Source organism: Gordonia terrae, assembly GCF_051789125.1.
GTDB lineage: Bacteria > Actinomycetota > Actinomycetes > Mycobacteriales > Mycobacteriaceae > Gordonia > Gordonia terrae_A.
On record NZ_CP196526.1, the window covers coordinates 3,414,823 to 3,428,426 of the forward strand.

General features: G+C 67.1%; 13 protein-coding genes. 9 read left to right on the top strand and 4 right to left on the bottom strand.

Annotated elements, in window-relative coordinates; all coding sequences use genetic code 11:
- Nucleotides 1–194: 194 nt before the first annotated feature.
- Nucleotides 195–860: a serine protease gene (locus ACSUZC_RS15500; protein WP_439029400.1), complete on the top strand. Its 666-nt coding sequence runs from the start codon at nucleotides 195–197 to the stop codon at nucleotides 858–860.
- A gap of 146 nt (nucleotides 861–1,006) precedes the next feature.
- Here the strand turns inward: ACSUZC_RS15500 and ACSUZC_RS15505 are convergent, their stop codons facing one another.
- Nucleotides 1,007–2,041 (bottom strand): LacI family DNA-binding transcriptional regulator, encoded by a 1,035-nt coding sequence (locus ACSUZC_RS15505; RefSeq protein ID WP_439029401.1) that lies wholly within the window; start codon nucleotides 2,039–2,041, stop codon nucleotides 1,007–1,009.
- Between the two features lie 245 nt (nucleotides 2,042–2,286).
- Between ACSUZC_RS15505 and ACSUZC_RS15510 the strand changes: the two genes are divergently transcribed.
- The 6 genes from ACSUZC_RS15510 to ACSUZC_RS15535 are packed head-to-tail and all read left to right on the top strand — an operon-like array spanning nucleotide 2,287 to nucleotide 7,539.
- Entirely contained in the window at nucleotides 2,287–3,378 is a 1,092-nt protein-coding gene (locus ACSUZC_RS15510) for an asparaginase (RefSeq protein WP_439029402.1), read from the top strand.
- Nucleotides 3,379–3,381: 3 nt separating this feature from the next.
- On the top strand, nucleotides 3,382–4,260 hold the full coding sequence (locus ACSUZC_RS15515) for a polysaccharide deacetylase family protein (protein ID WP_439029403.1): 879 nt from the start codon (nucleotides 3,382–3,384) through the stop codon (nucleotides 4,258–4,260).
- A gap of 60 nt (nucleotides 4,261–4,320) precedes the next feature.
- Nucleotides 4,321–5,697, top strand: a complete 1,377-nt coding sequence (locus ACSUZC_RS15520; RefSeq protein WP_439029404.1) for an MFS transporter — start codon at nucleotides 4,321–4,323, stop codon at nucleotides 5,695–5,697.
- The gene (locus ACSUZC_RS15525; protein WP_439029405.1) at nucleotides 5,694–6,458 is read left to right on the top strand and encodes an SDR family NAD(P)-dependent oxidoreductase; all 765 of its coding nucleotides are present in this window, start codon (nucleotides 5,694–5,696) and stop codon (nucleotides 6,456–6,458) included. Before ACSUZC_RS15520 ends, ACSUZC_RS15525 begins: the two co-directional genes overlap by 4 nt.
- 26 nt (nucleotides 6,459–6,484) lie before the next feature.
- The gene (locus ACSUZC_RS15530) at nucleotides 6,485–7,222 is read left to right on the top strand and encodes an SDR family NAD(P)-dependent oxidoreductase (protein ID WP_439029406.1); all 738 of its coding nucleotides are present in this window, start codon (nucleotides 6,485–6,487) and stop codon (nucleotides 7,220–7,222) included.
- Nucleotides 7,223–7,269: 47 nt separating this feature from the next.
- Nucleotides 7,270–7,539, top strand: coding sequence for a hypothetical protein (locus ACSUZC_RS15535; RefSeq protein ID WP_439029407.1), 270 nt, complete (start codon nucleotides 7,270–7,272; stop codon nucleotides 7,537–7,539).
- A gap of 95 nt (nucleotides 7,540–7,634) precedes the next feature.
- On the opposite strand, the gene ilvC is transcribed toward ACSUZC_RS15535, so the two are convergent.
- The 3 genes from ilvC to ACSUZC_RS15550 form a co-directional block, all read right to left on the bottom strand.
- Nucleotides 7,635–8,648, bottom strand: a complete 1,014-nt coding sequence (gene ilvC, locus ACSUZC_RS15540; RefSeq protein WP_439029408.1) for a ketol-acid reductoisomerase — start codon at nucleotides 8,646–8,648, stop codon at nucleotides 7,635–7,637.
- Nucleotides 8,649–8,764: 116 nt separating this feature from the next.
- Nucleotides 8,765–9,268 (bottom strand): acetolactate synthase small subunit, encoded by a 504-nt coding sequence (gene ilvN / locus ACSUZC_RS15545; protein WP_439029409.1) that lies wholly within the window; start codon nucleotides 9,266–9,268, stop codon nucleotides 8,765–8,767.
- Nucleotides 9,265–11,244, bottom strand: coding sequence for an acetolactate synthase large subunit (locus tag ACSUZC_RS15550; RefSeq protein WP_439029410.1), 1,980 nt, complete (start codon nucleotides 11,242–11,244; stop codon nucleotides 9,265–9,267). The genes ilvN and ACSUZC_RS15550 overlap by 4 nt, the downstream gene beginning before the upstream one ends.
- 324 nt (nucleotides 11,245–11,568) lie before the next feature.
- On the opposite strand from ACSUZC_RS15550, the gene ACSUZC_RS15555 reads away from it, so the two are divergent.
- Both ACSUZC_RS15555 and mgtE read left to right on the top strand, forming a co-directional pair.
- The gene (locus ACSUZC_RS15555) at nucleotides 11,569–12,033 is read left to right on the top strand and encodes a PH domain-containing protein (RefSeq protein WP_439029411.1); all 465 of its coding nucleotides are present in this window, start codon (nucleotides 11,569–11,571) and stop codon (nucleotides 12,031–12,033) included.
- Between the two features lie 83 nt (nucleotides 12,034–12,116).
- Nucleotides 12,117–13,463, top strand: a complete 1,347-nt coding sequence (gene mgtE / locus ACSUZC_RS15560; protein ID WP_439029412.1) for a magnesium transporter — start codon at nucleotides 12,117–12,119, stop codon at nucleotides 13,461–13,463.
- The last annotated feature ends 141 nt before the right edge of the window (nucleotides 13,464–13,604 follow it).

Consider the following 13,604-nt stretch of genomic DNA (forward strand, 5'->3'; position numbering starts at 1 on the left):
CCGACGGCCTGGGTAGAGTGTGATCGGCATTACGGTTCCGATGCACACCGGATCACAGAAGTGTTGCAAACCGACCGCGGGTCGATCCCGCCCCGACGTGGACGTCCCACCGGCCCGGTACGGTGTGCTTGCCGCCTGCTGCGATGTCCCGGCAGGTGTTTTCGATGCCCTGAGACCCGAGAAGTGGAGAGCGGATGACGAAGAAGCTGACAGTACTGTTGGCGGTTTTGGCTGCGACGGTACTGGCCGGCTGGGGAGGGGGCGTCGCGGTCGCCGCACCGGCGAAGATCTTCCTCGGGGGCGGTTCGGGAATCCTCGTCCTCAAGGGTGGGAACTCTGCAGCAGCCTGCACCCTCACCACGATCGGCCGGTCGAAGACCAACAAGCTCATCGGCGTCACCGCCGGACACTGCGGCAACCCGGGCCAGAAGGTGTACTCCGAGACCTTCCAGGACCGCGGCCAGGCAGGCACCATCACCTACACCGCGCCCGACCTCGACATGGCGATCGTCGAATTCGACGCCTCTCGTGTCGTGCCGCTGCGCACCGTCCGCGGCGTGACTATCCGGTCGGTGGACCCCAAGCCGCTCGCGTTCCCGACCATCGCCTGCAAGGAGGGCCGGACCACCGGCAACACCTGCGGGATCGCCTGGTTCTCCGATGGGGACGTCCACGTCAGCCAGATGTGCGTGATCGAGGGTGACTCCGGCAGCCCGGTCGTCGTCGGCGATCGCCTGGTGGGCATGGTCAACGCCTACTACTTCCTCGGCTGCGTCGGGCCCGAGACCGGCACCAACATCCAACCGATCCTGAGGCGAATCGGATCGCTCGACAACTACAAGGGATTCCGCGTGGCCTGACCGATCGCCACCGACTTACGACGACGCCCCGGGTTCACGCCCGGGGCGTCGTCATATGTCCGGGGTGTCGTCCTCATCCGGGCCGGTTGGGCCGGTCCGGGTGACCGCCGCGCCGGCGCCACTGCCCGATCAGACGAGCAGTCCCCTCAGCTCTCGACGGACGAGGTCTCCGGGATCAGGCCGTTGACGTCACCGGCGTTCGATGTACTGCTCGAGCGGACGATCAGTTCAGGCTCGAGCACAACCGATTCCGGTGTCCGGCCGGCGAGCACCTCCAGCAGCAACCCGACCGCCTGCCTGCCCATCTCATGCATCGGCGACCGGATCGTGGTGAGCGGGACTGCACCGCCTGCGGCGATGGGGGTGTCGTTGTACCCGACGAGGGCAACGTCGTCGGGCACCCGGATGCCGCGGTCTCGCAGTGCACCGAAGGCGCCGATGGCCGCGAAGTCATTGGTCGCGAAGATGGCGTCGGGTACCGGTCCCGTGGCGAGCAGACGGTCGACCGCAGCCCGACCGCCGGCCGGGTCGAAGCCGGAGTACACGATCCGCTCGTCCGGGATCTCGATCCCGTGGTCGGCGTACGTCGACACGATGCCGTTGGTGCGGTCGCGCGCGGTCGACGCGAACTCCCAACCGGCGAGCACCGCGACATCCCGCCGTCCTGTCTCGATGAGGTGTGCGCCCACCAGCCGGCCGCCCTCGACGTCGTTCACCGTCGCGGACGGATAGTCCCCTGCCGTTCGCGACACGAGTGCGAATTTGATTCCTTGCGAATGGATTTCGTCGAGAAAGTGATGATCGAGATGCGCGTCTCCGTAGATCAGGCCGTCGACACGGCGATCGATCATCATGCGGGTTCGGGCCCGCTGATTCTCCGGCTTGTCCAGCGAGTTGGTCACGAACGTCGACAGACCCGACTCGTAGGCGGCCTCCTCGATCCCCTCGTAGATCGTCGCGAGCACATAGTCCTGCAGGCGCGGAACGAGCACGCCGATCAATCCTGACCGGCGTGTCCGCAGACTGGACGCCTGCGGGTTCGGCGAGTAGTCGTGATCGGCGGCGAATGCGCGGATCCGCGCGACGGTGTCGGAGGAACCCCAGCGCAGCGCGGCGTCCCCGGGCGTGTTGAGGACGCGGGACACCGTCGACGGACTCACGCCCAGCTCCGTGGCGATCATGCGAAGCGTCAGCGGCCCTTTGGCAGGCCGTTCGGCTGGCTGTCTCACTCCGCCCCTCTCTCGTCGGTGGCCACATCGTACCCAACAGGTCGCGTTACGCCCGTGTTTACACAAACGTTTGGCGGACGTTACACAAACGATTGCGCCAAACGTTTGGGCTGTGCTTCACTTCACTGCATGCAGGTCACGCAGATCACAGATCTCCAACTGCGCCCATGTGTCGGCGCAGGCCGGAGGGGTCGCTGATGGCACGGGTCGTGGTCATAGCCACCGGCGGCACGATCGCCTCCGAGGCGACCGACGCAGGAGTCGTGGCCACCCGGCCGGCCGCCCGCCTACTCCGAGGCACGGGGATCGACGACGTCGAGGTCGAGACGCTCGATCTGATGACGGTCGGGTCCTACCGACTCACGCTCGGGCACCTCCGCCGGATCAGCGACGCGGTGGCCGAACTCCTCACACGTCCCACCCGGCCTGTCGACGGGATCGTGATCACTCACGGCACGGACACGATGGAGGAAACCGCGGTTCTCCTCGACCTCGTCCACGACGACCCCCGTCCGGTGATCCTCACCGGCGCGCAACGGGCCGGTGACACCGCCGACGGCGACGGGCCGGCGAACCTCGGCGACGCCGTGCGGGTGGCGGCGTCGCAGGAGGCCCGGGACCGGGGCGTCATGATCGTCTTCGCCGGGCGGATCGTCCCCGCTCGCGGCGCACGCAAGATCCACACCACCGCCCTCGACGCATTCCGATCGGTCGTCGGTCCCCCACTGGGAACCGTGCACGACGGGCGCGCCTGCTTCGGGTCGGCGGTGTCGCGCCCGGTACCGCTGCCACGGCCGGACGCGGCGTTCGACCGCACGCGCGTCGACCTCGTCGAGGTCTACCCCGGCGCCGACGACGTGCTGCTGCGCGCTGCCGCACGCGCCGGAGCATCCGGAATCATAGTGGCGGGCACCGGGATCGGGAACGGAAACGCCGAGATCCTCGAAGCCGCGGCCGAACTCGTCGACGACGGCGTCGCTCTCGTCCTGTCCACCCGCGTCCCGGCCGGACCTGTGCGCGCCGTCTACGGCAACGGCGGTGGCGCCGACCTCGTCGCGGCCGGAGTGCCACCCGCCTCCGGACTGCCCGCCACGCAGTTGCGAATCCTGCTGGCCCTGCTGATCTCCACCGGCCTCACCGCGGTACGACCACTCCCAGAACTCATCGCCACCTACGCAGACGCGACCCCGGCCTGTACGGCGAACCCCCTCGATTCCTTCGACGACAACGATCACCCCGACAACATCGATCACCCCGACAACGACAACCACTTCAACAAGGAGGACTGAACTATGGCCAAGGAGATCTTCGTTGCCTTCGGCATCGACGTCGACGCGGTCGGCGGCTGGCTCGGCTCGTACGGCGGCGAGAATTCGCCCGGCGACATCTCGCGCGGTGTGTTCGCCGGCGAGGTCGGCGTACCCCGACTCAACAACCTGCTCGCGAAATACGACCTCCCGGCGACCTGGTTCTGGCCCGGTCATTCCATCGAGACCTTCCCCGAACAGTTCGATCAAGTCGTCGCAGCGGGTCACGAGATCGGCCTCCACGGCTACAGCCACGAGAACCCGATCGCGATGACACGCGAGCAGGAGTCCGAGATCCTCGACCACTGCATCGAACTCATCGGAAACCGGACCGGCAGACGACCCACCGGTTACGTGGCCCCGTGGTGGGAGTTCAGCAAGGTCACCAATGAACTCCTCGTCGAGCGCGGCATCACCTACGACCATTCGCTGATGCACCGTGACTTCGAGCCCTATTACGTCCGGGTCGGAGACTCATGGACGCCCATCGACTACGACAAGCCCGCCTCGGAGTGGATGAAACCCCTTGTGCGCGGGGAGGAGACCGACCTGGTCGAGATTCCGGCGAGCTGGTACCTCGACGATCTGCCCCCGATGATGTTCATCAAGGGCAGCCCGAACAGTCACGGTTTCGTCAACCCGCGGCACATCGAGGAGATGTGGCGCGACCAGTTCGACTGGGTCTATCGCGAAAGCGATTATGCGGTCTTCACATTCACCATTCACCCGGATGTCTCGGGGCGCCCGCAGGTGCTGTTGATGCTGGAGCGGCTCATCGAGCACATCAACTCCCATGACGGCGTTCGGTGGGCGAACTTCGACACCATCGCCGAGGACTTCAAGAAGCGTTCCCCGCGCGGCTGAGAGTCACCGCGCCCCATCCCCTCCCGCCCGTTCCAACCCTCTGAGCAAGAGAGCACAACCATGTCTCAACCCACCACATCCCCGACTGCGGGGTTGCGGCGCGTCACCGGCAAGGAGACCCGCCGCGCATCCGGAATCGCCTTCTTCGCGTGGACGATCGCGGTGTACGACTTCATCCTCTTCGGGACGTTGCTCCCTCGGATCGAGGAGTCGTTCGGCTGGACCACCAGTCACGCGCTCCTGGTCTCCACCCTCGTCAGCGTCGGCACCGCCATCGTGGTTCTCCTCGTGGGGCCCATGGTCGACAAGCTCGGACGTCGTCAGGGCATGATCATCTCGGTCGGCGGCACGGCTGCGTCCTCGGCGGCCACGGCGGCGACCTTCGGTGCGACATCGCTGATCGGGGTTCGTGCGATCAGCGGTCTCGGCCTCGCCGAGCAATCGGTCAACGCCACCTACCTCAACGAGCTCTACGAGCTGACCGAGGACGAGAAGATCAAGAAGCGTCGGGGTTTCGTCTACTCGATGGTCCAGACCGGATGGCCCGCCGGCGCTTTGCTCGCCGCCGGTTTCGTCGCCGTCGTCACGGCGATCTTCGGTGCCGATTCCTGGCGGATCGCCTTCCTGTTGGCCACCGTCCCGGCGGTCATCGTCGCGCTCGTGTGCCGCACCCTGAAGGAGAGTCCGCAATTCGAGGCACAGCATGCGGTCAAACAGCTTCGCAAGGCCGGGAAGCACGAAGAGGCCGAAGCCCTGGCCGCCGCGACCGCGACGGTCGAGCAGACCTCCGCGCCGTTCAAGCGGATCTTCACCGGCAAGCATCTGCGCAACACCGTCGTGCTGTCGCTCGCGTGGCTGTTCAACTGGTTCGCGATCCAGACCTTTTCGGTGCTGGGCACCACGGTGCTCGAGAAGGGCAAGGGGATCGATGCCTCGAGCACCCTCATCCTCGTGGTCCTGTCCAATCTCGTCGCGGTCGCGGGCTACCTCGCCCACGGCTGGGCGGGCGACCGTTTCGGCCGCCGCAACACGATTGCCGTGGGCTGGTTGCTGTCGGGCCTGTTCTTCGGAGCGATGCTGCTGGGACCGTCGGATCAGATCTTCGTGCTCGTCACCTACATGATGGGTTTGTTCTTCCTCCTCGGGCCGTATGCCGCGATCATGTTCTTCCAGGCGGAGTGCTTCGACACCGATTGCCGCGCGACCGGAAGCGCCTTCATCGGCGCCATGTCGCAGCCCGGAGCGATCATCTCGGGCTTCATCCTCACCGGCCTCACCGCCGCCTCGATCGGCTACTCGACGGCCGCCCTCTGGGTCGGCGCACTCGGTGCCATCGCATCGGCCGTGATCGTGCTCGGCGCCCGCAAAGTCGTCGACACCCCGCCTCAGGCCGGTGTCCCCGCGGGTCCCGCAACCACGGCGGGAGCTCAGGCATGAGCGATCCGACCGTCGCGATGATCACCGGCGCCGCCTCGGGCATCGGCGCAGCCACGGCGGTGTGCCTCGCCGAGCGCGGCGTGCGCGTGGGGATCGGGACGTTCCCCGGCGATCCGCACGACCCCGAATCGACCCTGCGAGACGTGAACGACGCCGGCGGGGAGGGGCGGATCGTCGACGTGGATGTCCGCTCCACCGAGTCGGTGGATGCCTTCGCCGACGCACTCGTATCCGCCTGGGGCCGTCTCGACATCGCGGTGGCCAACGCGGGCATCCTGCGCGAGGCATCGTTCGATTCGATCACCGACGACCAGTGGCACGACATGATGGATGTCGACCTCCACGGGGTGATGCGCACGGCACGAGCCGGCCTGCGCCATATGGGTGATGGTGGCTCGGTGACGGTGATCTCGTCGATCGCCGGCGGCGTCTACGGCTGGCAGAACCACGCCCACTACGCGACGGCCAAAGCCGGGGTCGTCGGCCTGGCACGGAGTCTCGCCGTCGAGTACGGTCCCCGGGGCATCCGCGCCAACGCCATCATCCCCGGCCTCATCCGCACCCCGCAGTCCAGTGACGCGGTCAACTCCCTGGGACCCGAGGGACTCGACCGTGCGGGTGGCTACATCCCGTGGGGCCGGGTCGGACATCCCCGCGAAGTCGCCGAGGTCATCGCCTTCCTGTCCAGCCCTCAGGCGTCCTACGTCAGCGGTCAGGCGATCGTCGTCGACGGCGCCCTGACCACCGCCATGCGCGACTGAACGCGCTGTCCCGGAGAGGATCTGACATGACCGGACCATTGGACGGACGGCGTGCCCTGGTGACCGGCGCGGCGTCGGGTATCGGATACGCGATCGCCGCGGCCTACGTCGCAGCGGGGGCCTCGGTGACCCTCGCCGACCGCGATCGGCGGGTGAAGGCGGTGGCGGACCGGGTCGGTGCGCGCCGCGGCGTCGTCCTCGACGCGACGATCGAGGCCGAGGTCGATGAGCTGGTGAACCAGATCGTCGACGAGGACGGTGGACTCGACATCCTCGTGTGCTCCCACGGCATCCTCACCCAGTCACCCACGGTGGACATGCCGACCGAGCTGTGGCGCGAGACCGTCGACATCGACCTCACGAGCGTCTTCCTGCTCAACCGTGCAGCGCTGCGGCCGATGCTGGCGCAAGGCGGCGGCCGCATCATCAACGTGGCCTCTCAGCTGGCCATCAAAGGTGGTGTCTCACTGGCCCATTACGCCGCGGCGAAGGCGGGTGTGATCGCGATGTCGAAGTCGATCGCACTCGAGACGGCCGCGCAGGGCGTCCTGGTGAACGCGATCGCCCCCGGTCCGATCGAGACGCCGATGGTCGACGGCATCGACGACGAGTGGAAGCGCAGTAAACGCGCGGAGCTGCCGCTGGGCCGGTTCGGACGGCCCGAGGAGATCGCGCCGGTGGCCGTGCTTCTCGCGTCCGACCCCGGCGGCAACCTGTTCGTCGGGCAGGTCCTCGGTCCCAACTCTGGCGACGTGATGCCTTGATGTGTGGGGGTTGCGCAGGGGCACCACCGGATTGGGCCGCCGAGTTCGTGAGCGGTCCGCGGCAGCGCGCGGCGGTCGCCACGCGGATGATGACGGTGTTGCGGCGCGACACCGTCCGGGCGATCCCCTCCGGATGGGTGCTCAGCTCCCCCACCGGTTCCGCGGCGGTGTGTCGTACCTACGACGAACTCGTCACCGTGGTCTCGAGGCGATCCGGACTCGACGTCGCTGCCGTCCGGGAACTCGGTCTCCCCGCTGCCGCGGGCACCTCGGCCACCGTCCATCATCTTCGTTCTCTCTCACCCGAATCCGGTTGAGAGGGAACGGATCGAGTGCGAGCGCACTCTGCGCGACGCCCCCGACAGCACAGCGGGCCCGCACCTCTCGGTGCGGGCCCGCTTGTGGTTGCGACTCAGGCGGTCTCGGTGATCGGACGATCGACCCAGCTCATGAGATCGCGCAGCTTCTTGCCGGTGACCTCGATCGGGTGCTCGGCGTTCTCCTTGCGCAGACCCTCGAGCTCCTTGTTGCCGCCCTCGACGTTGGCGACGAGGCGCTTGACGAAGGTGCCGTCCTGGATGTCGGTGAGGATGCCGCGCATGCGCTCCTTGGTGTCGGCGTCGATGACCCGCGGGCCCGACACGTAGCCGCCGAACTCGGCGGTGTCGGAGACCGAGTAGTTCATGCGCGCGATGCCGCCCTCGTACATGAGGTCGACGATGAGCTTGAGCTCGTGCAGCACCTCGAAGTAGGCCATCTCCGGGGCGTAACCCGCCTCGACCATGACCTCGAAGCCGGTCTTGACCAGTTCCTCGGTGCCGCCGCATAGCACGGCCTGCTCACCGAAGAGGTCGGTCTCGGTCTCTTCCTTGAAGGTGGTCTTGATGATGCCGGCACGACCACCGCCGATGGCGCTGGCGTAGCTGAGCGCGAGCGCCTGGCCCTCGCCCTTCGGGTCCTGGTGCACGGCGATGAGAGCCGGGACGCCCTTGCCGTCGACGAACTGACGGCGCACGAGGTGGCCGGGGCCCTTCGGCGCGACCATCGCGACGGTCACGTTCTCCGGAGCCTTGATCAGACCGAAATGGATGTTGAGACCGTGACCGAAGAACAGCGCGTCGCCGTCCTTGAGGTTCGGCTCGATGTCCTCGGTGAAGATCTTCGCCTGCGAGGTGTCGGGTGCCAGGACCATGATCACGTCGGCCCACGCGGCGGCCTCGGACGCGGTCAGCACCTTCAGGCCCTGCTCCTCGGCCTTCGCCTTCGACTTCGAGCCCTCGCGAAGACCGATGACGACGTCGACACCGGAGTCGCGCAGCGACAGCGAATGCGCATGGCCCTGGCTGCCGTAGCCGATCACCGCGACCTTGCGACCCTGGATGATCGACAGATCCGCGTCGTCGTCGTAGAACAGTTCGATGGCCACTATGTTTCCCTTCGATATGTGGTGACCCCGGCGAACTCTCCGAACGCCCGGGCTTCGTAATTCTCCAGTCGCTGCCGTCGGCGCTCAGTGGCGCACCGCGACAGCGGGATTCCCTGTCAGCGGTTGGCCGACATGCTCTTCGGTCCCCGACCGAGGGTCACCGCGCCGGATTGCGCGATCTCCCGGATTCCATACGGATCGAGCATCCGCAGAAGTGCTTCGAGTTTCTCCGACGTACCCGTCGCCTCGATGGTGAGCGATTCCGGCGACACGTCGATCACCTTGGCGCGGAAGAGGTTGACCACCTCGATGACCTCGGTGCGAACGGTGGAGTCCGACCGCACCTTGACCATCATGAGTTCGCGGGACACCGAACTGCCCGGGTCCTGCTCGACGATCTTGATCACGTTGATCAGCTTGTTGAGCTGCTTGGTGACCTGTTCGAGCGGGAAATCCTCGACGGAGACCATGATCGTCATCCGCGAGATGCCCTTGATCTCGGTGGGTCCGACGGCCAGCGACTCGATGTTGAACCCGCGTCGTGAGAACAGCGCGGAGATCCGCGCGAGGACGCCCGGTCGGTCTTCGACCAGGACACTGAGGGTATGGGTGGTGCTCACTGCTCGTCCTTCTCGGTTGCGCGGTCGGCCGGTGCGTTCTCGACCGTCTGGGTCACGTCGCCCCGGGCCGCGTTCATGGTCTCGTGGATCTCCACCGGGTCCGACGCCGACTCGTCGTCGTCGAACAGCGGCCGGATGTCACGTGCAGCCATGATCTCGTCGTTGCCGGTGCCTGCGGCGACCATCGGCCAGACCTGGGCGTCCTTGCCGACGATGAAGTCGATGACCACCGGACGGTCGTTGATCTCGCGCGCCTTCGCGATCACCTCGTCGACGTCTTCCTCGCGCTCGACGCGGAAAGCCACACAGCCCAACGCTTCTGCGAGTTTGACGAAGTCCGGGATCATCCGCGAATGGGTGGCCAGATCGGTGTTGGAGTAGCGCTCCCCGTAGAAGAGGGTCTGCCACTGGCGCACCATGCCCAGGTTGCCGTTGTTGATCAGCGCAACCTTGATCGGGATGCCCTCGATCGCGCACGTCGCCAGTTCCTGATTGGTCATCTGGAAACAGCCGTCGCCGTCGATCGCCCACACCTCGGCGGACGGGTCGGCGGCCTTGGCACCCATGGCGGCGGGCACCGCATAACCCATCGTGCCCAGACCACCGGAGTTGAGCCAGGTGCGCGGCTTCTCATACGAGATGAACTGCGCCGCCCACATCTGGTGCTGACCGACGCCCGCGCAGTACACCGCGTCGGGTCCGGCCGCCTTGCCGAGCGCCTGGATGACGAACTCCGGGGACATCGAACCGTCGGTCTGACGGTCGTAACTCAGCGGGTAGGTCCGGCGCAGATTGTTCAGGTAGGACCACCACTGCGAGATGTCCGGGGTGGAGCCGCTGGTGGCTCGCTCGTCGCGGAGGGCTTCGGTGAGCTCGGCGATGACCGCCTTGCAGTCACCGACGATCGGGACGTCGACCGGACGGTTCTTGCCGATCTCCGCGGGATCGATGTCGGCGTGGATGACCTTCGCACCGGGCGCGAACGACGACAACTGGCCGGTGACACGGTCGTCGAAGCGCGCTCCGAGGGTGATCAGCAGGTCGCTGCGCTGCAGGCCGGCGACCGCGGCGACCGTCCCGTGCATGCCCGGCATTCCCAGCTGCAGGTCGTGGCTGTCGGGGAAGGCACCTCGCGCCATCAGCGTGGTGACCACCGGGATACCGGTCAGCTCCGCGAGTTCGAGCAGCTCGGCCGAGGCGTTGGCCTTGATCACGCCGCCACCCACGTACAGCACCGGCGACTTCGCGGAGTTGATGAGCCGTGCCGCCTCGCGGACCTGCTTGCCGTGCGGCTTGGTCACCGGACGGTAACCGGGCAGGTCGATCTGCGGCGGCCACGAGAACGTGGTCTGCGCCTGCAGGATGTCCTTCGGGATGTCGACGAGCACGGCGCCGGGACGACCGCTCTCGGCGATGTGGAAAGCCTCCGCGATGGTCTTGGGGATGTCGATCGCCCGGCTGACCAGGAAGTTGTGCTTGGTGATGGGCATCGTGATGCCGGAGATGTCGGCCTCCTGGAAGGCGTCCGTGCCGATCAGCGCTCGGCCCACCTGGCCGGTGATCGCGACGACGGGCACGGAGTCCATCTGGGCATCGGCGAGCGGGGTCACCAAGTTGGTGGCGCCCGGACCGGACGTGGCCATCATGACGCCCGCGCGGCCCGCGACCTGGGCGTAACCGGTCGCGGCGTGACCCGCGCCCTGCTCGTGACGCACGAGGACGTGACGGACCCGCTGGGAATCGAGAAGCGGATCGTAGACAGGCAGGACCGCGCCTCCGGGAATACCGAAGACGACCTCGACACCGAGTTCCTCGAGAGAACGGACCACGGACTGGGCGCCGCTGACGCGCTCGGGCGCGACCGTGTGCTGGGTTACCGCACGGAGGTTGCCCGCCGCCGGAGACTGCTGTCGCAATCCTGCGTTGCGCGTCGGCTCGTTACGGCCGGCGTCGGTGCGTGCTGTTGGTGCGCTCACTGCACGATCCTCATCTTGGTTGTGGAATCCGATATCCGTGATGGAACTACCTGGCATGAAAAAACCCCCGACAGCTTCAGCTGTTCGAGGGTGGCGCGTCGATGCCGGTTGGGGGTCTGCGAGGTGACCGGTCAGGCGAAGACGCGCCAGCCGATTACTACGAGGATCCCGTTCTGCATCACGCGTTCACGGTAGGACCGCGTGTAGTTCTGAGTCAAACTCCGGACCACTGTGTCTCACATCGTGAGAAACCACTGGTGGTGCGCCGTGGCCGGGGAGAACCCGTCGGTGCGTCGTGGCCCGACGGGTTGGCACAATGGAGACGTGCCGACACAATCCCCCGACCCCACCGACAAGTCGAACGACACGTCCGGGTCCGACGCCGACGACGCCGTGTCCTTCGAATATCCCGTGACGTTCCGTATCAACCGGATCGCCTACTTCACGGTCCCGATGGTCGCGCTGGTGGTCTTGCTCCTGGTCGGTGCGTCGCTGTGGTTCGGTTTCGCGATCATCGTCCCGGTCGCGCTGTGGCTGTGGATCCACCGACTCCGCACCGAGGTCACCGAGGACGGATTGCACACCGTGCGCATGTTCTCCACGACGGACATCGCATGGTCGGACATCGCCGGTCTACAGTTCCCCAAGTGGAGCTCGGTCCGGGCAGTGCTCCAAGACGGTAGCCGGGTTCGGTTGCCCGCGATCGCATTCCGCGACCTGCCCGTCCTGTCCATCGTCAGCGCCGGTCGCATCCCGGACCCGTTCGAGGCCGCTCGCTCCGCCAAATAAGTACAGACGCCCGGGTCGGCCGGTGGGCACCGTCACGCCTTCTGTCGTGTCGGCGCATCGGATCCCGGCGATAGAGTGCGGCCGTGGAGTACACCCGAACACTCGACGCCGGTGAACTGGACGAGCTGATCACGGCCGGCCGCCTCGCAGACGTCGGGACGACGCTGTCCACCCTGCCGGCCGGCGACATCGCTGCCCTGCTCGACCGGCTCCCCCACAAATCCCGCGGGGTCGCATTCCGTCTGCTGGCCAAGGACCTCGCGGTGGAGGTCTTCGACGATCTGTCGGCCGGTTCGCAGCGCCGTCTCATCGACGATCTCGGCACCGCCGAGGTCTCCGCAGCCTTCGACCGCCTCGACCCCGACGACCGCGCCGAGCTGCTGGACGAGTTGCCCGCGGGAGTCGCCAAATCGCTGATCCAGCAACTCACCCCCGCCGAACGGGACATGACCGCGGTGGTTCTCGGCTACCCGCGAGGTTCGGTGGGGCGCCGGATGAGTCCCGAGTTCGTCCACGCGCGCGCCGACGAACTCGCCGGCGACGCGTTGGCCCGCGTGCGAGAACGCGGACACGCCGCGGAGACGATCTACACCGTGCCCGTCCTCGACGGCGCCCGCTCCCTGTGCGGTGTGGTCAGCCTTCGCGACCTCCTCTTGGCCGATCCTGCCGAACCCGTCCGCGACCTGATGAACAGACCGATGTTCGCCCATGCCGAGGACGACGCCGAGGCCACCGCGCAGCGGTGTGTGGACCGCGGGATCCTCGCCATGCCCGTCGTCGACAGCGACAGCCGCCTGGTCGGTGTCCTGACGATCGACGACGCCGTCGAGGTCGTCGAGCAGGCTCGCGACACCGACGAGGCCCGGGCGGGCGCGCGTGAACCGCTCCGCGACCCCTACCTGGTCTCCTCCATCCTCTCGATCACTCGCGCACGGATCGTGTGGCTGTTCGTCCTCGCGGTGTCGGCGATCCTCACCGTCAACGTCCTGGAGATCTTCGAGGGCACCCTCGAGCAGCGGGTGGCTCTGGCTCTGTTCATCCCGCTGCTCACCGGGATCGGCGGCAACACCGGTTCGCAGGCCGCGACGACCGTCACCCGCGCTCTCGCCGTGGACGAGGTCACCCCGCGCGACGTCGTCCGCGTCGCCGCCAAGGAGGTCCGCGTCGGACTGACCATGGGCGCACTGCTCGGTCTCGCCGGATTCAGCGTCGCCGCACTCGTCTACGGCCTCGACATCGGTGTGGTCATCTCTCTGACGATCCTGTCGGTGTGCACCCTGGCCGCGACCGTGGGCGGCGTGATGCCGCTGGTCGCGAAGTCGATCCGGGTCGATCCGGCGGTGTTCTCCACCCCGTTCATCTCGACGTTCTGTGATGCCACCGGGCTCCTCGTCTACTTCTCGATCGCCAAAGCGGTGCTGGGGATCTGACCTCGCCGGGGGACGGTGCGGGCGGGTGGCATGCCGGAACGCCGAATCGCTTTGTTCCCCCGCGTCACAGCGGAGTAGCCTGGCTTCTCGGCGCTCCCCCACGCCCACCCTCAGCGAGGCGGCGCCCGTCAACACAGCCGC

What these genes read in the sequence shown, in the direction of transcription:
- ACSUZC_RS15505 (WP_439029401.1), bottom strand. Translation starts at nt 2,041, where the DNA reads ATGATCGCCACGGAGCTGGGCGTGAGTCCGTCGACGGTGTCCCGCGTC.
- ACSUZC_RS15520 (WP_439029404.1), top strand. Translation starts at nt 4,321, where the DNA reads ATGTCTCAACCCACCACATCCCCGACTGCGGGGTTGCGGCGCGTCACC.
- ACSUZC_RS15510 (WP_439029402.1), top strand. Translation starts at nt 2,287, where the DNA reads ATGGCACGGGTCGTGGTCATAGCCACCGGCGGCACGATCGCCTCCGAG.
- ACSUZC_RS15530 (WP_439029406.1), top strand. Translation starts at nt 6,485, where the DNA reads ATGACCGGACCATTGGACGGACGGCGTGCCCTGGTGACCGGCGCGGCG.
- ACSUZC_RS15525 (WP_439029405.1), top strand. Translation starts at nt 5,694, where the DNA reads ATGAGCGATCCGACCGTCGCGATGATCACCGGCGCCGCCTCGGGCATC.
- ACSUZC_RS15500 (WP_439029400.1), top strand. Translation starts at nt 195, where the DNA reads ATGACGAAGAAGCTGACAGTACTGTTGGCGGTTTTGGCTGCGACGGTA.
- ACSUZC_RS15515 (WP_439029403.1), top strand. Translation starts at nt 3,382, where the DNA reads ATGGCCAAGGAGATCTTCGTTGCCTTCGGCATCGACGTCGACGCGGTC.